Annotated in this window: 18 protein-coding genes; 13 read left to right on the top strand and 5 right to left on the bottom strand. The window is 50.0% G+C overall.

The features are described 5' to 3' along the window. Window positions 1-270: 270 nt before the first annotated feature. Both IMY23_RS15910 and IMY23_RS15905 read right to left on the bottom strand, forming a co-directional pair. A complete protein-coding gene (locus IMY23_RS15910) occupies window positions 271-1,611 on the bottom strand; it encodes a dihydroorotase (protein WP_192823042.1) in 1,341 nt (446 codons plus the stop codon). 110 nt (window positions 1,612-1,721) lie between these two features. Continuing rightward, a complete protein-coding gene (locus IMY23_RS15905; protein WP_192823041.1) occupies window positions 1,722-2,315 on the bottom strand; it encodes a hypothetical protein in 594 nt (197 codons plus the stop codon). A gap of 121 nt (window positions 2,316-2,436) precedes the next feature. On the opposite strand from IMY23_RS15905, the gene IMY23_RS15900 reads away from it, so the two are divergent. Beyond that, window positions 2,437-3,924 (top strand): DEAD/DEAH box helicase, encoded by a 1,488-nt coding sequence (locus IMY23_RS15900; RefSeq protein ID WP_225986525.1) that lies wholly within the window; start codon window positions 2,437-2,439, stop codon window positions 3,922-3,924. Window positions 3,925-4,393: 469 nt separating this feature from the next. Here IMY23_RS15900 and IMY23_RS15895 read toward each other — a convergent pair whose 3' ends face one another. The 3 genes from IMY23_RS15895 to IMY23_RS15885 form a co-directional block, all read right to left on the bottom strand. Further along, window positions 4,394-4,852 carry a hypothetical protein gene (locus IMY23_RS15895; protein ID WP_192823040.1) on the bottom strand — a complete coding sequence of 153 codons (459 nt, stop codon included), beginning with the start codon at window positions 4,850-4,852 and terminating at the stop codon, window positions 4,394-4,396. A gap of 165 nt (window positions 4,853-5,017) precedes the next feature. Further along, on the bottom strand, window positions 5,018-5,671 hold the full coding sequence (gene upp / locus IMY23_RS15890) for a uracil phosphoribosyltransferase (protein ID WP_192823039.1): 654 nt from the start codon (window positions 5,669-5,671) through the stop codon (window positions 5,018-5,020). Then, complete coding sequence (locus IMY23_RS15885; RefSeq protein ID WP_192823038.1) at window positions 5,626-6,591, bottom strand: GNAT family N-acetyltransferase; 966 nt, start codon at window positions 6,589-6,591, stop codon at window positions 5,626-5,628. The genes upp and IMY23_RS15885 overlap by 46 nt, the downstream gene beginning before the upstream one ends. Window positions 6,592-6,810: 219 nt before the next feature. Between IMY23_RS15885 and IMY23_RS15880 the strand changes: the two genes are divergently transcribed. The 12 genes from IMY23_RS15880 to IMY23_RS15825 all read left to right on the top strand — a co-directional run bounded on the left by IMY23_RS15880 (window position 6,811) and on the right by IMY23_RS15825 (window position 18,341). Further along, window positions 6,811-8,478 carry a hypothetical protein gene (locus tag IMY23_RS15880; RefSeq protein ID WP_192823037.1) on the top strand — a complete coding sequence of 556 codons (1,668 nt, stop codon included), beginning with the start codon at window positions 6,811-6,813 and terminating at the stop codon, window positions 8,476-8,478. Between the two features lie 12 nt (window positions 8,479-8,490). Then, window positions 8,491-9,066 (top strand): zeta toxin family protein, encoded by a 576-nt coding sequence (locus IMY23_RS15875; RefSeq protein ID WP_192823036.1) that lies wholly within the window; start codon window positions 8,491-8,493, stop codon window positions 9,064-9,066. Then, window positions 9,059-9,229 (top strand): hypothetical protein, encoded by a 171-nt coding sequence (locus IMY23_RS15870; protein WP_192823035.1) that lies wholly within the window; start codon window positions 9,059-9,061, stop codon window positions 9,227-9,229. Before IMY23_RS15875 ends, IMY23_RS15870 begins: the two co-directional genes overlap by 8 nt. A 161-nt stretch (window positions 9,230-9,390) precedes the next feature. Beyond that, window positions 9,391-11,220 carry an ABC transporter ATP-binding protein gene (locus IMY23_RS15865; protein WP_192823034.1) on the top strand — a complete coding sequence of 610 codons (1,830 nt, stop codon included), beginning with the start codon at window positions 9,391-9,393 and terminating at the stop codon, window positions 11,218-11,220. Between the two features lie 211 nt (window positions 11,221-11,431). Then, window positions 11,432-11,869 (top strand): hypothetical protein, encoded by a 438-nt coding sequence (locus IMY23_RS15860; RefSeq protein WP_192823033.1) that lies wholly within the window; start codon window positions 11,432-11,434, stop codon window positions 11,867-11,869. Continuing rightward, on the top strand, window positions 11,870-12,454 hold the full coding sequence (lpcA, locus tag IMY23_RS15855; protein WP_192823032.1) for a D-sedoheptulose 7-phosphate isomerase: 585 nt from the start codon (window positions 11,870-11,872) through the stop codon (window positions 12,452-12,454). It abuts the gene before it with no gap. A gap of 32 nt (window positions 12,455-12,486) precedes the next feature. Then, entirely contained in the window at window positions 12,487-13,113 is a 627-nt protein-coding gene (locus IMY23_RS15850) for a hypothetical protein (RefSeq protein ID WP_192823031.1), read from the top strand. A gap of 160 nt (window positions 13,114-13,273) precedes the next feature. Next, window positions 13,274-14,812 (top strand): YifB family Mg chelatase-like AAA ATPase, encoded by a 1,539-nt coding sequence (locus tag IMY23_RS15845; protein ID WP_192823030.1) that lies wholly within the window; start codon window positions 13,274-13,276, stop codon window positions 14,810-14,812. A 195-nt stretch (window positions 14,813-15,007) separates the two neighbouring features. Continuing rightward, window positions 15,008-15,721 carry a porin family protein gene (locus IMY23_RS15840; RefSeq protein WP_192823029.1) on the top strand — a complete coding sequence of 238 codons (714 nt, stop codon included), beginning with the start codon at window positions 15,008-15,010 and terminating at the stop codon, window positions 15,719-15,721. Window positions 15,722-15,964: 243 nt separating this feature from the next. Further along, entirely contained in the window at window positions 15,965-16,540 is a 576-nt protein-coding gene (locus tag IMY23_RS15835) for a porin family protein (RefSeq protein ID WP_192823028.1), read from the top strand. A gap of 296 nt (window positions 16,541-16,836) precedes the next feature. Further along, window positions 16,837-17,487: a porin family protein gene (locus IMY23_RS15830; RefSeq protein ID WP_192823027.1), complete on the top strand. Its 651-nt coding sequence runs from the start codon at window positions 16,837-16,839 to the stop codon at window positions 17,485-17,487. A gap of 185 nt (window positions 17,488-17,672) precedes the next feature. Beyond that, the gene (locus IMY23_RS15825) at window positions 17,673-18,341 is read left to right on the top strand and encodes a porin family protein (RefSeq protein ID WP_225986524.1); all 669 of its coding nucleotides are present in this window, start codon (window positions 17,673-17,675) and stop codon (window positions 18,339-18,341) included. The last annotated feature ends 80 nt before the right edge of the window (window positions 18,342-18,421 follow it).

Genomic DNA, 18,421 nt, shown 5'->3' with positions numbered 1-18,421 from the left:
GAAATTCTCAAATCACTGTTCCTCACTTCTCTGAACTGAAGCACTTAAGAGTACTAGGGTTTCACGAAATAGACAATTACATAATCTAGTAATATTATCCCAATAACTGCGCCAGCGGTCAAAAAGAAGTATTTTAGAGTCTTTGTCTGCCAACCGGGCGTTCCTTTTATAAGGCCTTTGCCTAGATTCCAAAAAACAAATCCAAACCCAATAAGAAATACTAAAACCTTTACAAAGGTTGAAAGCATTAATAATTCAGTCCTCACTTTATTACCTGCTAAACAAGACTCGCTCACCCTTCTTGCTCTCATCAAATACACCATTCTGGTACGCCAAATGCCCAGAGACAATGGTATGGGTAACCACACCCGGAAGCGTTTCGCCTTCCAGCGGTGACCAGCCACACTTATAGTAGATATTGTCTTTGGCTACCGTCTTGCTTTGCTCCAAGTCAACCAATACCAAATCTGCCCAGTAGCCCTCACGCAGGAAACCGCGTTTCTCTACCTGGAAGCAGATGGCTGGGGCATGGCTCATTTTCTCCACTATTCGCTCCAAACTGATTTCCCCTCGCTGATAAAACGCCAGCATGACCTGCAAAGAATGCTGCACCAGCGGCAAGCCCGAGGGCGCTCCTTTATACGTTCCGGCCTGTTTCTCTTCCCAGGTATGGGGGGCGTGGTCTGTAGCGATGATGTCAAGCTTATTATCCAGCAATCCTTGGAACAGCGCCTGCTTGTGGCGGGCTTCCTTAATGGCGGGGTTGCATTTAATCTGTGCGCCCAGTGTCTCGTACTGTGCGGCGTCAAACCAGAGGTGGTGCACGCAGACTTCGGCGGTGATGCGCTTCTGCTCTAGCGGAAGGTCATTGGCAAACAGCTCCAACTCCTCTTCGGTGCTGATGTGCAGGATGTGCAGGCGTGTATTGTGTTTTTTAGCCAGTTCCACGGCCATGCTGCTGGATTTGTAGCAGGCTTCCACGCTCCTGATTTCTGGGTGCGCACCCATGGGAATATTTTCTTCGCCGTATTGTTCAATGGCGCGTTGCATGTTGGCCCTGATGGTGGCTTCGTCCTCGCAGTGCGTGGCAATCAGGAGTTGGCTTTGCTTGAAGATTTCCTCCAGCGTCTGCACGTTGTCTACCAACATGTTGCCCGTACTGGACCCCATGAACAGTTTGATGCCGCAGACGGTGCGCGGGTCGGTTTTCAGGATTTCAGCGAGGTTATCATTGGTGCCGCCCATAAAGAACGAGTAGTTGGCCAAGGACTTCTGCGCGGCTATGTCATATTTCTCCTGTAGCAGTTCTTGGGTGGTGGCGTTGGGAACGGTATTGGGCATTTCCATGAACGTGGTCACGCCGCCCGCCACCGCCGCCCGTGGCTCAGAGTATAGATCTGCTTTATAGGTCAGGCCCGGGTCTCTGAAATGCACCTGGTCATCAATAATACCGGGCAACAGGTACTGGCCTTTCGCGTCAATGACGGTGTCTGCCGGAGCGTTAATGGAAGCCGAAATGGTGTGGATGAAGCCGTCTTTCACCAGCACATCAGCGGTTTGAATTTGGCCTTCGTTGACCAGTTGGGCGTTCTTAATCAGGATGCTGTTCATGGAGCTAAGATAACCCTGAACTCTGATTTGTCTTGCGTTTTTAGGCTCTATTTCTGAAATGGACGCCAAACTGGGGTTTACCTAACTTTATGTTTATCGTACTGGTGATACTATATACCGTTCTTTCTATACATCTCCATCACAGTCCTTATATTATCGTTGCCAAGCTTTTCTAGTTTTTCTAAAGCTTGATTAGATTTTTCGGAGTTAATTGCTTTCAAAGCGTGAACACATTTTCTTAAAGTAGATTCTAATTCATCATCATACCTTCTATAAACTTCTTTATTTAAAGCTATAGCTACTATGGGTTCTACAAAACGATCATCCATTAAGTTTTCTAGGTAAATCATGTTTACCAAGTCTTCATGTTGACTATGCCAAGTACCGAATAGAGCTTCTTTAATCAAATCATATTCATCTGGGCCAAAATCCTCTTTGTGTCTAAAATCAAGAACTTTTTTTAATTCTTGTTCACTTTCACTTCGCACTGCTTTTTCTATTTTCTTTCGTTTGTAATCCAATGACCTACAACTAATAACGCTATAAACTCGCTGAAGTCTGGGGTGAACATCTTTCCTGAATTGCATGTACTGTTGCCTTAGCACTTCTAAGGCCGCAAGTCGCTCCTGGGGTGTTTTCTTCTTCCAATATTGAAAATCAGATTCCTGCTCCTTAAGCTTCCCTATTTTTACTACTTTTTCCATGAAGCGGTAGTTTATACAATGAAAGATACGGCTTAATTCCAGAAAAAGGTAAGTTTCCAGCTTTCCGTTTTTGCCTCCGTTTCCCAAAACGAGCCCGAAAACGTATAGTTAGAACACCAAAATGCAATTGCGTACCTTTGCCGTGATGATAGCAGAAGAAAACAAAAACCTTGCCCCGGAGCAAGAGCCGCAAATACCGTCAGAAGCGCCGCAGGAAACGCCTGCCCCTGACGTTGATACCGAAGAAACCATAGCAGAACCCGTTCCCAGCTTTGAGGAATTCAAGCTGAACAAGCAATTATTGAACGCCATTCAGGAACTGGGCTACCAGAAACCAACGCCGGTGCAGACGCAGACCATCCCGTTGGCGCTGGCGGGGCATGACGTGATGGGCATCGCGCAGACGGGCACGGGCAAAACCGCCGCCTACGTGCTGCCGCTGCTTATGAAAGTGAAATTCGCGCAGGGAAAACATCCGCGTGCGCTTATCCTGGCGCCCACACGCGAGCTGGTGATGCAGATTGAGGAGAACATCCACAAATTTAGTGCTTATTTAGACGTGCGTACCGTGGGTATTTACGGTGGCGTGGGCCCTAAAACCCAGGTGGAGCGCATTCAGGCCGGCATTGACATTCTGGTGGCCACGCCCGGCCGCCTCATGGACCTTTACCGCAAAGGCGAACTGCACCTGAAAGAACTCAAAACGCTGGTCTTAGACGAAGCCGATAAAATGATGGACATGGGCTTCATGCCCCAGATCAGGCAGGTGCTGGAGATTATTCCGCGCAAGCGGCAGAACCTGTTGTTTTCGGCCACCATGCATGAACGCGTACATATCTTGTCTGAGGAGTTCCTGGAATTCCCGATGGTGGTGGAAGTAACACCCCAGGCCACGCCGGTAGAAACGGTGACCCAATTGCTCTACCAGGTTCCTAACCTGCGCACCAAGATTGAACTGCTGGACTACCTTTTCAAAGACAAAGAGACGTTCAACCGGGTTATGATTTTCACCCGAAGCAAGACCAACGCCGACAACGTGAGCCATTTCCTGGACCGCAAAGGCAGCGGCGGCGTGCGCGTGGTGCACGGCAACAAGGGCCAGAACACCCGCATCAACGCCGTAGAAGCGTTCAGAGACGGTGAAGTACGCTACCTGGTGGCGACAGATGTGGCCTCGCGCGGGATTGACATTCAGGATGTAAGCCACGTGATTAATTTTGACGTGCCCATCATTTATGAAGATTACGTGCACCGCATTGGCCGCACGGGCCGGGCAGAGCAGAAAGGCGCGTCCATCACCTTCGCCAATGAAGCTGAGATGCACCACATTGACCGCATTGAGAAGCTCATCAAAATGAAGATTCCGCTGTTGCCGTTACCGCCAGAGGTGCGCGTGCACGACACCCCGTTTGAGGAACAGCAACTCATGGACCGGGAACTGGACGCCCGCCGCCGCAAAGAAGACCCAGATTTCCAGGGTGCGTTCCACGAGAAAAAAGCCCGCCCCAACTATGACAACAAAGGCAAAGGCGAAAAAACCCGTGACCTAAAAAAAGCCGGCTGGAAGAAAACCAAAGCCGGCGGCGGCAGCAAACGCAAAAGCCGGTAATTGATTTAATTGTTGATTGCTAATTGTTGATTGTTTGGTTTTGATAAATAAGAAGTGCCACAGTGTTTAACGCTGTGGCACTTCTGTTAATAGGAAGCCTTCTTAAATTGTCATCCTGAAAGGAACTTGTGGGCCAGTAAGAAAAGCCTTAATTACATGCGGATTCTCCCCTTGAGGGGAGCGTAAAGGGGTGTTTACACAAGAGAGCACGCATTGCTGATTAACATGGATTTTCCCGAGCTTTCTAAAAACAAGACTTGGACTTTAATACGCGACATATAGATAAAATTTTACCAGCAAATGTGTAAACACCCCTCTGCGCTCCCCTCAAGGGGAGAATCCGCGCTTTATAAACACCATTACTAAGGAGAACCCGTTATCGGGCTCAATTCTGAAAACGAGGCCAAAAACAGAAATGCCACAACGTTCTTCGCTGTGGCATTTCTGTTTTTCTTAAAACAATCAGCAATTACCTGAGAAACTGCAGAAACGGCAAATGGCTCAATTCGAAAAGTATAAATGTAAACGCGGAACCCCAGAATACAGCGCTCCAGAGCATGTGAAACATAATTCTACTCTTTGACACACCTAAAACCGTGGCCATAATGGTGCCCCCAATAGGGGTTAAAAAAAGTGGGGTGAGGAACGCAATTCCAGACATGCCAAAGCGCTTCCAGACCTTGACAATAACACGGTTTTTCTTGCTGAACATGGGTTTGTTCTTGGCGCGTTGCCTGGCTACGTACCAGTTATGCACGGCGGTGCCAATCAGAGAGAAAAGGAAGACGCTGCTCATCATGCCGGCCACGGTTAAACCAATAGTTGCCCAGAAAGAGACACCCATGGTCACGCCTGCCATTGGCCCCCCAATGAACTTCACGGAACTCAGCAGATACACAGAAACGTATTTGAGAACAGCAGATATCATAGGTCCCCTGACTTTAAAATACCTGAAAAGAATGCTTGCCCTACACCAGTACGTAAGCAAACCTGAAATAGCGTCTGGCTAGTAAAACTTTAGGCAATGGCCAAAATTACAAACCGCTAGCAAACAACCTTTTACAGTTCATAAGAAGCTACTTTTTTACTCTACTTATTTCTTAGCACCATAAGCCAAATCACCAGCATCTCCTAAGCCGGGCACAATGTAGGCGTGCTCGTTTAGACGTTCATCCAGAGCGCCTACCCAGAGTTCCACTTCTGGTATTTCTGCCTGCAGATGGGCCACGCCTTCTGGGCTGGCAATAACGGCGGCCACAATTAAGCGGGCGGGCGTTCCAAACTTGAGCAGGTCACGGTAGGTTTGCACCAGAGACTTGCCGGTGGCCAGCATGGGGTCAACCAGCACCAGCACTTTCCCTTCCAGTTCCGGCGAAGCCATGTAATCTAAATGCACTTTGAGTTGGCGTTCGCCTTCTACCCGGTAGGCACCAATGAACGCGCTGTAAGAATAGTCAAAGTAATTCAGGAAGCCCTGGTGAAACGGCAGACCGGCACGCAAGACCGTGGCCAGTACCGGAAACTCCACCAGCAGCGTTTGTTGGGTTTCGGCCAGCGGGGTTTGGATGGTTTTCTGGGCGTACGGCAGGGTCTCAGAGATTTTACAGGCCATCATTTCGCCCAGGCGCTCTAAATTCCTTCTGAACCGGAGGCTGTCTTTCTGCACGGTCACATCGCGCAGCTCAGAAATGAAATGATTGGCTAACGAAGGCGTTTGCGTAAGGATGTGAAGGCGTTTAGAATCCATTGGGTGGCCGAAGGTATAGGTTGCAGGCTTAAAGATACATACGGCACGGGCGTCGCGCCAAAATAAGAATAGAATTTCGCCACGCTCGGGATTTCGCTGCCCTCAAAGTCGAACGTTTTGCCCGTGCTTGCTTCTTCGCGTATGGCTAAATCCAGCAGAAAGGCCATGGCGGCTACTTTTCGGCCGCGTTTGTTGCTGGCTCCAAACAGGTAAGTGGTGCGCTGCGGCGTGCGCAGGAAAAAGGCGGCGGCCACTACCTGGTCTTCGTGCCACGCTTCCCAGACCTGGCCCACCCCCGCCTGTTGCGCCCGCTGGAAAAGTTTCTCCAAACGGCGGTAGTGGCGCTCTTTCAAATCGGTCAACTCCAGCCCTTTGTTCAACCTGAACAGTTGAATCAGGCATTTCATAGACGTGGCCGGTTTTTTCTCCAGCTGCGCGGCGGCGGCTTTTTTGAGGTTCCGCTTTAAGTCATTGGAGGAATACCGCTGACGCAACACGTCATACGGTTCACTTAAAGTCAATTCGTAGTTCGGGCGGTGTCGCCATTGCCAGCGTGAGTCTACATTAGTTGGCTCGAAGTTTTGGGCCGGCATCTGGTAAACCGCCTCGTCATACGTCTGAGCCAGAAGATTCAGATACGCGGCTGGGTTTCTCTGTTGGCTTTCCCTGGTCAGAAACAAACCCAACTGCTGCGCAAACAACGGCAAGGGCACAATTTTTCGGCCTAAAAAAGACGTCACCGGCACAGGGAAAAGCGACGCGTATTGGCCGTTCTGCACTTCAATGATGGCGTGCCACTTTTTCTGGCAGACTACATCTAAATACCAGGCGTGCGCATATACCAAAGAGTTTTCGGCCCTGGCCAGGCAGGCTTCCCATTGGGTACTATCAATCTGGTTTCTGGTGAGCAATTGCAGCATTTGACCCGCAAGTTACGGTTTTCAGAAAAGTGTTTGGGTATGCAAACGTAGGCAGCAGGCAAATACATCCGTTTTCGGGCTCTAAACTGGAAATGAAGCCGAAAACAGCCCTGCAATTTCATGCGAGACAGGCCCAATTCTGAAGCAAGGCAACCCACGGGGCCCGCTCTAAGTACACGCTCAAAATTCCTTTCTATCTTTACCCGCATAAAACCGCCCATGAAACCTATCTATACCCTGCTTTTTCTGTCGTTGGCTTTCAGTTTTTCGGTACTGGGGCAAGACGCCACCGTGCCGCTGAGCGCAGATGTGTACCGCGTCATTGACCGCTACCACATTAAATACAACACAGAGAACCTGCACACCTCGTTTAAACCTTACGGACGGGCGCGCGTGGCGACTTTGGCCGAAACCGCCGAACAGGATTTAAGCTCACAGTCTGGCGTGGACCAATACAACAAGGAGTTTCTGCTCAATGACAACTGGAACTACACGCGCTATGACCGCAACAACACCAGCCGTCGCACTTTCCTGAAATATTTTCAGGAGCGGAAGTCAGATTTCTACAGCTATGAAAGCCCCGAGTTCACGCTCAGGGTGAATCCGGTGGTGGGCCTGCAAGCAGGCAAAGACAACGAGACCGACGGCCTGCGCTACATCAACTCGCGCGGCGTGCAGGTAGAAGGTAGCTTAGACGAAAAACTGGGCTTCTACACGTTTCTGGCTGAGAACCAGATGAAGTTCCCGGGTTGGGTCAACAACCGCATTGTGCGCGACACCGTGGTGCCGCATGAAGGCTACTGGAAAGATTTCAAAGGCGATGGCTATGATTTTTTCACCGCCCGCGGTTACATCAACTACGCCGCCACCAAGCACATCAGCGTAATGCTGGGCCATGACCGCCATTTCATTGGCAACGGTTTCCGGAGTTTGATTCTCTCTGATTACAGCGCGCCGTATTTCTTTTTGAAACTGCAGACCCAGGTCTGGAAACTGCAATACACCAACCTCTACGCAGAACTCACCGCCGACCATGAGCGCCGCGACCAACTGTATCCTAAGAAATACATGGCCCTGCACCACCTCAGCGTGAACCTGCTGCCTAACCTAAACGTGGGTATTTTTGAGTCTACCATCTTTGGGCGGGGCTACGGTCGGTTTGAGCTGCAGTACCTGAACCCCATCATTTTCTACCGCGCTGTGGAACAAGGCCTGGGCTCGCAGGACAACGCTTTATTAGGTGCCGACTTCAAATGGAACATCTACAACCGCGTGCAATTGTATGGTCAGTTTGTACTAGATGAATTCTTGCTCAGTGAAATCAAAGCCGGTAACGGTTGGTGGGGCAATAAATACGCTATCCAGGCTGGGGCCAAATACATAGACGCGTTTGGGGTATCTAACTTAGACCTGCACGGCGAGATTAATGTGGTGAGACCCTTTACCTACCAGCATGAAAGCCCCGCCAACAACTACCAGCACTACCAACAGCCGCTGGCCCACCCGCTGGGCGCCAACCTAGCCGAGGCCATTGCCATTGTCCGCTACCAGCCCTTGCCCAAGCTCACCTTCACCGGTAAAGCCATTCTCACGCGCTACGGCCAGGACCCGGAGCCGCGCAACCCGGCCAGCAACTTCGGGGGAAACGTCTTGAAACCTTATGACACCCGCGCCGGGGACTATGGTTATTCTATAGGCGATGGCGTTACCACCAACCAACTGTACGGTGAGGCCAGCCTGTCTTACCAACTGCTCTACAACATGCACCTAGACGTGACCCAGATTCTGCGCCGCGTAGACGCCAATGACAACGCCTTTGACCAGAACAGCGCGTTTACTGCTTTTACGTTGCGTTGGAACATGCCGCAGCGGTCACATGATTTTTAAAATTGCGTGTGTATGCCTAACTTATATATCATTTCTGGGTGTAACGGGGCAGGCAAGACAACTGCTTCTTTCACCGTTCTGCCTGAAATGTTAGACTGCCAGGAGTTTGTCAACGCTGATGAGATTGCCCGCGGACTTTCGCCTTTTCAGCCAGAGAAAGTAGCCATTGAGGCGGGCAGGATCATGCTCCATAGGATTGAAGAACTTCTGAACAAGAAAACTGACTTTGCTTTAGAAACAACCTTGGCTACCAGAAGCTACGCGCAGACTATCAAAAAAGCGAAACAGGTTGGCTATCATATCAATTTGGTTTACTTTTGGTTAAACTCACCAGAGCTTGCCATTGCCAGAGTTAAGAAAAGAGTAGCTGAAGGTGGGCACCATATTCCGGAAGACGTTATCAAGCGTAGGTATACCAGGGGAATTGACAACCTTTTCAAACTATTCCTCCCAATCTGTGATTTCTGGATGGTGATTGATAATTCTCAGACCCCGTATAGCATAGTAGCGGAAAGGCAGGAAGAACAAGAGGTAAACATTCAAGACAAAGAAGTCTGGGAGAAGCTTAAAACACTAAGCCATGGCTAGAGAAAAAGTTGATACAGCAGTTTTGCGGGAGAAAATCCTAAAAGGACTTGACTTGGCCGTGGAACGCCTTATTAGAAAAAAACAGAAAGAAGACGGGGAGTTGGTTTTCTCCAAAGACGGGCAGGTAGTGACCGTAAAAGCGCGGGATTTGCCAGCGGTTTAACCAATGCAATCACCTATATCCATCAAATCTGTTTACTACTATTATTCACAGTTGGTGAATCAACCTCCGCCCGTTTTTGCCCTCATTTCCAGAAATGAGCCTCAAAACGGCGCTGCTCCCAAACGCGCTGTTTTCCAAACCAAAGCCGTACCTTTGCGGCAATGAAAACGTATTTCCGCATTCTTAGCTTTGCCAGGCCGTTCAGCCAGTATGTGCCGTGGTATGCCCTTGTCACGCTGCTGGCCACCATTTTTGGGGTCATGAACTTCACCTTGCTGGCACCTTTGATGTCGGTGCTCTTTGACCAGGTACAAGAGCCACAGGCAATCCTTACCGCCCCGCCGGCCTTTGAGCTTTCCTTTGACTGGCCGAAGCAGTTCTTCAACTATTATTTTGGGCAGGTAGTGCGCGCTCAGGGCACCATGGGGGCGCTTAAATTCATCTGTTTTCTGTTGATCGGGTCTGTGCTGCTCTCCAATATATTCAAGTACATAGGGCTTAGAATTGAAGGCGAAGTGCGGGCCAAAGTAGTCAAAAACCTTCGGCAACAGGTATATGAACGCATCACGCAGCTGCAGTTGGGCTTTTTCTCAAACCAACGCAAAGGCAACATCATGTCTACGCTCACCAATGACGTGCAAGAGGTGGAGAACTCCGTGGTGAGCACGCTCAACGTATTGTTCAGGGAGCCTTTCTATCTGTTCGGGTATTTTGGGGTATTGTTTTACCTGTCACCCCAATTGACTTTCTTCAGTTTGCTGGTGTTGCCGGCCTCTGGCCTGGTGATTTCCAGCATCGCCAAAAAACTCAAAAGGCAATCTACGGAAGGCCAGGAATCTCTGGGCACCATTCTGGGCATTATTGATGAAACCTTGAGCGGTCTGCGGGTGATCAAGGGGTTCAATGCCCAGCCCTACGTGATTCAAAAGTTCAAGCAGAGCAATGACCGTTATGCCCACATCATCACGTCTATGAACAACAAACGCAGCCTGGCCTCGCCGTTCTCAGAGTTTATGGGCGTGGGCGTGGTGGCGGGCATCCTCTATTTTGGCGGCTCCCTGGTGCTCGCAGGCGAGTCTGAGCTGACAGGACCCAAATTAGTGGCTTACTTGGCGCTGTTCTCGCAGGTGTTGGTGCCCGTGAAAGCCATCTCCAACGCGTTCAGCAATATTCAGCGGGGTTTGGTGGCCGGTGACCGCGTGCTGACCTTGATGGACACCCAACCACTCATCAGAGACAAGCCAGACGCCAAAGTGCTGCCCACGTTCACCCAGGAGATTGAGTTCAAAAACGTTGGTTTTAAGTACGCCGATGACCCAATCCTGCAGCACATAAACCTGCGCATTCCCAAAGGGAAAACAGTGGCACTGGTAGGACCATCTGGTGGCGGAAAGTCTACGCTGGCCGATCTGTTGCCCCGTTTTTATGACCCCACCGAAGGCGCTATTTTGATTGACGGCACAGACCTGCGGGATTGTTCTTTGCATTCTGTACGGGCCCAGATGGGCATTGTGACCCAGGAATCCATCTTGTTCAATGACACCATCTTCAACAACATTGCTTTCAACAAGACAGACGCCACCGAAGAAGAAGTCATAGCCGCCGCCAAAATTGCTAACGCGCACGAGTTCATCGTGAATTCGCCCAACGGCTACCAGACCGTGATTGGCGACCGCGGCGGGAAACTATCTGGTGGCCAGCGCCAGCGCCTGAGCATTGCCCGCGCCATTCTCAAGAACCCGCCCATCTTGATCATGGATGAAGCCACCTCGGCGCTGGACACGGAATCTGAGAAACTGGTGCAGGAAGCCTTGACTAACCTCATGAAAAACCGCACGTCCCTGGTCATTGCGCACCGCCTGAGCACCATTCAGCACGCAGATGAGATCATTGTGATACAGGGCGGCAGCATTGTAGAACGCGGCAACCACGCGCAACTGGTGCAGCAAGGCGGCCTGTACTACAAACTCACCCAAATGCAAAACATGTAAATTGTTCATTGCTGATCGTTTTGAAATCCCCTGTTGGCTGCATCATGCGCCGGCAGGGGATTTTTCATGGAGACAACTTTCCGTTTTCGGGCTCATTTCTGGAAATGAAGCCGAAAACGGAAGTCATTACCACTGGACACAGCGAAATTGCGGCGTTTGCGTACACCCTAGAATATTCAGCATATCTAATGTTTGATTCTAGCTTACCTCTATGGAAAACGTAAAGAAAATAATCAATGTGACGGTGATGGTGTACCTGGTCATTGCCCTGCTGTTTTTACTGCGCATTCTGAGCGTGGACAAGTTTGTGACCTTGTTTGACTTGCCAGACGCGGGGAGTTTCCTGCGTGGTTTGTTGTGGGTGGGCGCCTTGCTCCTGCTGACTGAACTCTTGGTGGAAAACGCGTATATTGCCTCTTTGAAAAAAGGACTGGAGCAGGAACACCGTGAAATCACCAAACTCAAGGCGCAGCTGTATGATGAACGCATGAAATCATCTAACGCGTCTTTGCTGGCCACGCCGGGTCCGGCCAAACCAACGGCCAGCCCGCTTGAACAGCCGCCTAGCACGTACCCTACACCGCCTAATTTTCGCCCAGACCAAAACACCAATCTGCCGCCAAGGCCAGACCAACGCCCTTTACCGTAAATGACCTCATATTCCGCCCTCATCACTACAGAATTGCAGCAGGCCCAACAGGTGCTCACAGATTTTCTGGCGCAGCCTGCCACGCTCTCTGCCATTGAACAAGCCGCCCTGCTCATGGGCCAAAGCCTTAAAAACGGTGGTAAAATCTTGTCCTGCGGCAACGGCGGTTCCATGTGTGATGCCATGCACTTCGCCGAGGAACTCACCGGCCGCTACCGCGAAAACCGGGCACCCATGGCGGCCATCTCCATCTCAGACCCCAGCCATTTGAGCTGCGTGTCCAATGACTACGGGTACCAAGATGTGTTCTCGCGTTACGTAGAGGCCCTGGCCAAGCCCGAGGATGTGTTGCTGGCCATCAGTACGTCTGGCAACTCGGGCAATGCCTTGAAAGCCGCCGAGGCCGCCAAGAAAATTGGGGCCAAAGTAGTGAGTTTGACCGGCAAAGACGGCGGACAGCTGGCTGCGCTCAGCGATGTGGAGATTCGCGTCCCCCATTTCGGCTACGCCGATAGAATTCAGGAAATCCACATTAAGGTGATTCATATTTTGATTTTGCTGCTGGAGAAGCAGATGTCCCATTAAGAAAAAAGTACCACACCGTTACGCCAGCACTCGTGAAACATTTTGGTATTTATCATCCGCCTACCTCCTTTCACTGGACCAAAACAGCCCTTATCTATCTGGGCATTGCGGTTCAATTGGTCCTACTGGTGCTTCTGAGTACCTTAGTTGAGTCTCCCTCAGAAATGGTGATAGAGGCCTTGCTAGCGGGCTGTGTGGGACTCTACGCGTTGGGCTTGCTGTTGAAATTCAAGGGCTTGGGCGAGTATGAAATTCTGCATGGCGAGGTAGATGGCTATATCTTGTTCCTGCCAGACGGTATTCAGGTGGCAGGTCATGTATACCCAATTGAAACAATAGAGAAAGTAGCGTTCAGCGGCATAGATTTCATGGGCGCCACCAAGCACACCGATTTTTTAGATGTGACCGGCTTTTTTGAAAACGACCAGTCAATGGGAGTAAACAACACGCTGCACCTGCATTTCAATGACGGCTCGGTGCTCTCCACGCGTTTCCAGAAAACCAAAGCCTGTGAGCTGGCCGAGGCCAAAGACGCCATTATCTCCTATTATCTGAAAGAAAAAATCACGTATCTGGAAGTGGTGGATATTCTTTGCCTGACGGCGCCGGCGGAGTGGGATGCCTTAAAGAAACTGAAGCAGGTCCACCCTCAAACCTAGCATTGGGGGTTCAATGCGAGGAAGCCGTTTTCGGGCTCATTTCTGGAAACGGAGCCAAAAACGCCTTCGCTCTTCTGCTTTCTGCCCGGTCCCGGAATTTATTGACCCAGATTGCTGTTGCCTCCCACAAGAAAAATAGCCACAACGTATCTCAAATTTCATGCTTGTAAAGACCTACGGAAGCGCTGTGCAGGGCGTCAATGCCTTCACCATCACCATTGAAGTAAACGTAACGCCCGGCACCAAGTATTTTCTGGTAGGTTTGCCAGACAACGCCATCAAAGAAAGCGAGCAACGCATAGAATCGGCGTTAAAGCACCACGGTTACAAAGTGCCAAGGCAGAAAATTGTCATCAACATGGCGCCCGCCGACGTCCGCAAAGAAGGCTCTGCCTATGATTTGCCTATTGCGCTGGGCATTCTTTCCGCCTCAGAACAACTGCCCGCAGACCATTTAGACCAATACATTGTCATGGGCGAACTGGCGCTGGACGGTGAACTACGGCCTATCAAAGGTGTGCTGCCCATTGCCATACAGGCGCGCAAAGAAGGTTTCAAAGGCTTTATCCTGCCCAAACAAAACGCCCAGGAAGCAGCCATTGTCAATAACTTAGATGTGATTGGCGTTTCCACGCTCAAAGAAGCCATTGACTTCCTGAAAGGCGATTTGACCATTACCCCGCTCAAGATTGACACGCGTGATATTTTCCAGACCAGTGTCACGCAATACACCGCAGACTTCGCTGATGTGCAGGGCCAGGAAAACATTAAACGCGCCCTGGAGATTGCCGCCGCCGGTGGCCATAACGTAATCATGATTGGTCCGCCGGGCGCGGGCAAGACCATGTTGGCCAAACGGCTTCCGTCTATTCTGCCGCCGCTGTCTTTACATGAAGCGCTGGAAACCACAAAAATCCATTCGGTAGCCGGGAAGTTGGGCGCGCAGGGCACGCTGTTGGCACAAAGGCCTTTCCGGGCACCGCACCATACTATTTCAGACGTGGCCTTGGTAGGCGGCGGCGGAAACCCACAGCCCGGCGAGATTTCCCTGTCGCACAACGGCGTGTTGTTCCTAGACGAATTACCCGAGTTCAAACGCACCGTGCTGGAAGTCATGCGCCAACCACTGGAAGAACGCAGAGTGACTATTTCACGCGCGCGTCTCACTGTCGACTTCCCGGCTAGCTTTATGTTGGTGGCCAGCATGAACCCGTGCCCCTGCGGATTTTACAACGACCCCAACAAAGACTGCGTATGCGGCCCCGGCGTGGTGCAACGCTACCTGAACAAAGTGAGCGGTCCGCTCCTGGACCGCATTGACCTGCACGTAGAAGTCACCCCCGTCTCCTTTGACCAGATGACCGAAACCCGCAAAGCCGAAACCAGCGCCAACATCAGAGAACGCGTGGAAAAAGCCCGCCAGATTCAGGCAGACCGCTTTGTTGAGTTTCCAGACATTTACTCCAATGCCATGATGCCGCCGCAGATGGTGAAAGACCTCTGCCGCATCAATGAAGCCGGCCGTTTGCTCCTGAAAGCCGCCATGGAAAAACTGGGCCTTTCGGCACGCGCCTATGACCGCATTCTCAAAGTGAGCCGCACCATTGCCGACCTGGCAGACTCAGAGGAAATAAAGATTGAGCACCTGGCCGAGGCCATCCAGTACCGCAGCTTAGACAGAGAAGGCTGGGCAGGGTAACACATTTTAGTAGGAATAGAAAAGGGGCATTGTCTGGTCAAACAGGCGGTGCCCCTTTTACTTTTTAAAATAAACCAGTAATTCTAGTAGGGGTTAATACTGGCAACCCTGTCTGTGATATGTAGGCTTGGAACGCCACTGCAGGGCGCTCCAAGCCTAATCACAAACCACACATAAATTTACCCTTTTACCTTCATGAAAAAGTTAGCCTTGCTGGCCATTGCCTTATTTATGACTTACGTTTCTTTTGCGCAAAGCTCCCTTACTTACGGGTTCAAAATAGGCATGAACTATAGCACCTTCACTGGCAAAGACGCAAAACCCTCTATGGCAGAACAAGAGGAAATGGAAGCCATGGGCATGTCAGATTTTAAAGTAACCTACAAACCAGACCTGCACGTGGGCGCCTTTTTAAACGTCGCGCTCACTGACCAGTTTTCCCTTCGGCCAGAAGTCATGTATTCCATAAAAGGCGCCAAGTTCAGCTTCAATGGGCCAGACTTTGAGAACATTGATTGGGAAGAATACATGAATGACCCCGAAAACTACCAACTGGGTACCAGAAAATACGAAGGCAGTGAAACGCTGTATTACCTTGACGTTCCGGTGCTGCTGCAGTATAGGATCAACAGAATTGCCCTGCAGGCGGGCCCCACGGCTTCATTGTTCCTGAAATACAAATCTGAATTTGAGGGAGAAGAACCGGAAGAGGAAGAAAACGCCGGCGACAATGATTACCGAAAATTGGATCTTGGCTATGCCGCGGGCGTAAGTTATGAACTGGAGAATGGCATAGGTTTTTCACTGCGCTACAACGGCGGCCTCTCCAACCTTGACAAACACAACAACTACAAGGCAAAGAACAGCACTTTCCAATTCTCTCTGTCTTACACCATTGGCAATAAGTAATCTCAGAGAAGGGAGAAAGAAATAAAATTTAGCGCTTACATTTGGCCCGGCAACCAAGGCAGACCGTAAGGCCATAAGTTCCAGAAAGAAAAATTTGGGCAAGCGTTTGCTGTTTTCGGGCTCATTTCTGAAAACGAGCCCGAAAACGAAAAGACAGCCATGCTTGCCCTGAGCCTAAACCAAGAATACATTAGCAGTAAATAACATTACCAAATTCTTATTAACCACTTACTTATTACCACTATGAAAAAACTAGTATTCTTTATGGCCGCCTTGTTCATGACACTGGCGGCACAAGCACAGGACGGCCTTAAATTAGGGTTGAAAGCTGGCGGTAACTACGCCTCCGTTACCGGCGATGTAACAGACGCCAAGTATAAATTTGGGTTCCACGCGGGTGGTTTCCTGGACTATGGAATCTCTGACTTTGTCTCCATTAGGCCAGAATTGTTGTTCTCCATGAAAGGCTATGAGGCTGCCACACCTCTAGGCGATGCAGAAGTGTCTTTAAATTACCTTGACTTGCCTATCTTGGCACGCATAAACGCAGACGGTCTGTTCTTTGAAGGTGGCCCCACGCTGGGTTATTTGCTAAGCTCCTCTATGGAAATTGGCGGCAAGTCTTTAGACGGTGATGATGATGGCATGGCCAAGTTTGAATTAGGGTACGCCGCTGGTTTGGGCTACCAACTGCCAACTGGCTTAGGCATTGGTCTTAGATACCAAGGCGGTATCACTTCTATTTTTGATGACAGTGACGGAAAAGCAAGAAACTCCGTGTTCCAGTTATCCCTCAGCTACACCTTGGGAGGCAGATAAGACTTCTGAGTTTTAAAATGAAAAAAGGCCTGCTTCCACAGGCCTTTTTTTTGTGCCCAAGAAGTTCTGGGTTATCAGTTCAGGCGCTTTCATTTAAAGTAGCAGAACGCCTTACAGGCCAAGCGCTTGCCTACAGCAAATTATCTTTTTCTGAGAACGCGCCTCACTTCCCTTTCAGCCGAATAAAGCTTTAAACAGTTCACACCTGCCAACCTTTTGTGGCGTCTCCGTATAAGGGAAGCAATTTACCCTCTGTAGCCTTGGCTGCAAGGCATAAACACTTAACATCAGAAAACATGAAAAAGATTGCATTATTGGCAGTAGCTATTTTTACTTTCGGGGCGGCGCAGGCCCAGACCGGACCACGTTTGGGTTTAAAGGCAGGCGTTACCTACTCCAACGTTTCGGGGGATCTGCAGAACGAGGATATTTACAAAAACAAGTTCGGATTCATGGGCGGGATTACCACCAACTTTGACTTGTCCGGCGACGGATTCCTTTCCTTACAGCCCGAGTTGCTCTACACCCAGAAAGGCTACCAGTACAGTGATGAAAAATTCTCAGTTGGAGGAGTTGACTTCAAAGTAAAGGGTGACAGAAATTTTCACTACTTAGACTTACCAGTGCTACTTAGAATCAATGCAGGCGGACTTTTCTTTGAAGGTGGTCCACAAGCCTCATATCTTTTGAGTGTTACTGATAATAGTGAATTTAAGAGAGGAAATGAAAGCTATGAAGAGACAGAACGCATCAGCAAAGATGATTTAGCCGAGTTTGAGATTGGCTACGCCGCCGGCCTAGGCTATCAATTGCCCAACGGCCTGAGCCTGGGCTTGCGCTACAACGGCAGCATCAACAAACTGGCCAAGAATGATGGAGATGAACTGGCCAATGCCCGTCATTCGGCGTTCATTCTGTCTGTGGGTTTCCTGTTCCCAAGCAGATAAACTCTTGAGTTAGCTTTTAAAAAAAGGAGACGCCACCAAGGTGCCTCCTTTTTTTATGCTTCATTTTCAACAGCTTAGCATATTCACGCTCATTTACCACCAATCAAACCTCCGGTTTTTCTAAAAACAGGCACAGTGTTTGAAATACGGCTGTCACGTTTAAATTCATTTAAATCTTTTCAACCATGAAAAAGTTATTCATTTTAGCAGCAGCCGTAGTGGCCTCATATACCGCGCAGGCGCAATCTACCTTCGGTCTTAAAGGTGGTCTTAACTACTCCAACCTTTCCGGCGATTTAAAGGAAGAGTCACGGTTCAACAACAAAATTGGTTTTAACGCCGGTATCTATTTCAACGCGCCCATTGTTCCCGGCTTTTTCTCCATTCAGCCCGAGGTGCTCTACTCCAACAAAGGCTACAAGTACGATGACAAAGTAACCAACACCATTCAAACCCCCATTGGCACCGCCGGCGATGAATACCGCTACGAAGGCACCGCCAACTTCAACTACATAGATGTGCCGGTGCTGGCCAAAATTCAGGCAGGCGGCTTGTTCTTTGAAGCCGGTCCGCAGGTGTCCTACCTGGTGGGCGTGAATGACAAAACCAAAACGTACCGCAACGGCGAACTGGTGGACCGCAACATCAGTGAGAAAAGCAAAGAAGGCTATTCTGATTTTGAGGTAGGCTACGCCGCCGGCATTGGTTACGCCACCAAAGGCGGGATTAGCTTAGGCTTGCGCTACAACGGCGCGTTCACAGACCTGGCCGAGGATTCGCCTGCCCGCGGTGATTTCAAAGACGCCCGTCATTCTTTGTTTCAACTGTCACTGGGTTTCCCCATCAGCAGATAAGAAACCTATATTCTATAAAACAGGAAAGCCCGAAGCAGTTGCCTCGGGCTTTCCTGTTTTCGGCCTCATTTCTGGAAACG

The organism is Rufibacter sp. LB8, assembly GCF_014876185.1.
Taxonomy (GTDB): domain Bacteria; phylum Bacteroidota; class Bacteroidia; order Cytophagales; family Hymenobacteraceae; genus Nibribacter.
This window is presented reverse-complemented; position numbering and strand designations above follow the sequence as displayed.

Coding starts and splice junctions, on each gene's coding strand:
- IMY23_RS15830 (WP_192823027.1), top strand. CDS start 16,837: ATGAAAAAGATTGCATTATTGGCAGTAGCTATTTTTACTTTCGGGGCG.
- IMY23_RS15900 (WP_225986525.1), top strand. CDS start 2,437: ATGCAATTGCGTACCTTTGCCGTGATGATAGCAGAAGAAAACAAAAAC.
- IMY23_RS15870 (WP_192823035.1), top strand. CDS start 9,059: ATGGCTAGAGAAAAAGTTGATACAGCAGTTTTGCGGGAGAAAATCCTA.
- upp (WP_192823039.1), bottom strand. CDS start 5,671: ATGGATTCTAAACGCCTTCACATCCTTACGCAAACGCCTTCGTTAGCC.
- lpcA (WP_192823032.1), top strand. CDS start 11,870: ATGACCTCATATTCCGCCCTCATCACTACAGAATTGCAGCAGGCCCAA.
- IMY23_RS15835 (WP_192823028.1), top strand. CDS start 15,965: ATGAAAAAACTAGTATTCTTTATGGCCGCCTTGTTCATGACACTGGCG.
- IMY23_RS15860 (WP_192823033.1), top strand. CDS start 11,432: ATGGAAAACGTAAAGAAAATAATCAATGTGACGGTGATGGTGTACCTG.
- IMY23_RS15845 (WP_192823030.1), top strand. CDS start 13,274: ATGCTTGTAAAGACCTACGGAAGCGCTGTGCAGGGCGTCAATGCCTTC.
- IMY23_RS15885 (WP_192823038.1), bottom strand. CDS start 6,591: ATGCTGCAATTGCTCACCAGAAACCAGATTGATAGTACCCAATGGGAA.
- IMY23_RS15865 (WP_192823034.1), top strand. CDS start 9,391: ATGAAAACGTATTTCCGCATTCTTAGCTTTGCCAGGCCGTTCAGCCAG.
- IMY23_RS15840 (WP_192823029.1), top strand. CDS start 15,008: ATGAAAAAGTTAGCCTTGCTGGCCATTGCCTTATTTATGACTTACGTT.
- IMY23_RS15825 (WP_225986524.1), top strand. CDS start 17,673: ATGAAAAAGTTATTCATTTTAGCAGCAGCCGTAGTGGCCTCATATACC.
- IMY23_RS15875 (WP_192823036.1), top strand. CDS start 8,491: ATGCCTAACTTATATATCATTTCTGGGTGTAACGGGGCAGGCAAGACA.
- IMY23_RS15895 (WP_192823040.1), bottom strand. CDS start 4,852: ATGATATCTGCTGTTCTCAAATACGTTTCTGTGTATCTGCTGAGTTCC.
- IMY23_RS15910 (WP_192823042.1), bottom strand. CDS start 1,611: ATGAACAGCATCCTGATTAAGAACGCCCAACTGGTCAACGAAGGCCAA.
- IMY23_RS15905 (WP_192823041.1), bottom strand. CDS start 2,315: ATGGAAAAAGTAGTAAAAATAGGGAAGCTTAAGGAGCAGGAATCTGAT.
- IMY23_RS15880 (WP_192823037.1), top strand. CDS start 6,811: ATGAAACCTATCTATACCCTGCTTTTTCTGTCGTTGGCTTTCAGTTTT.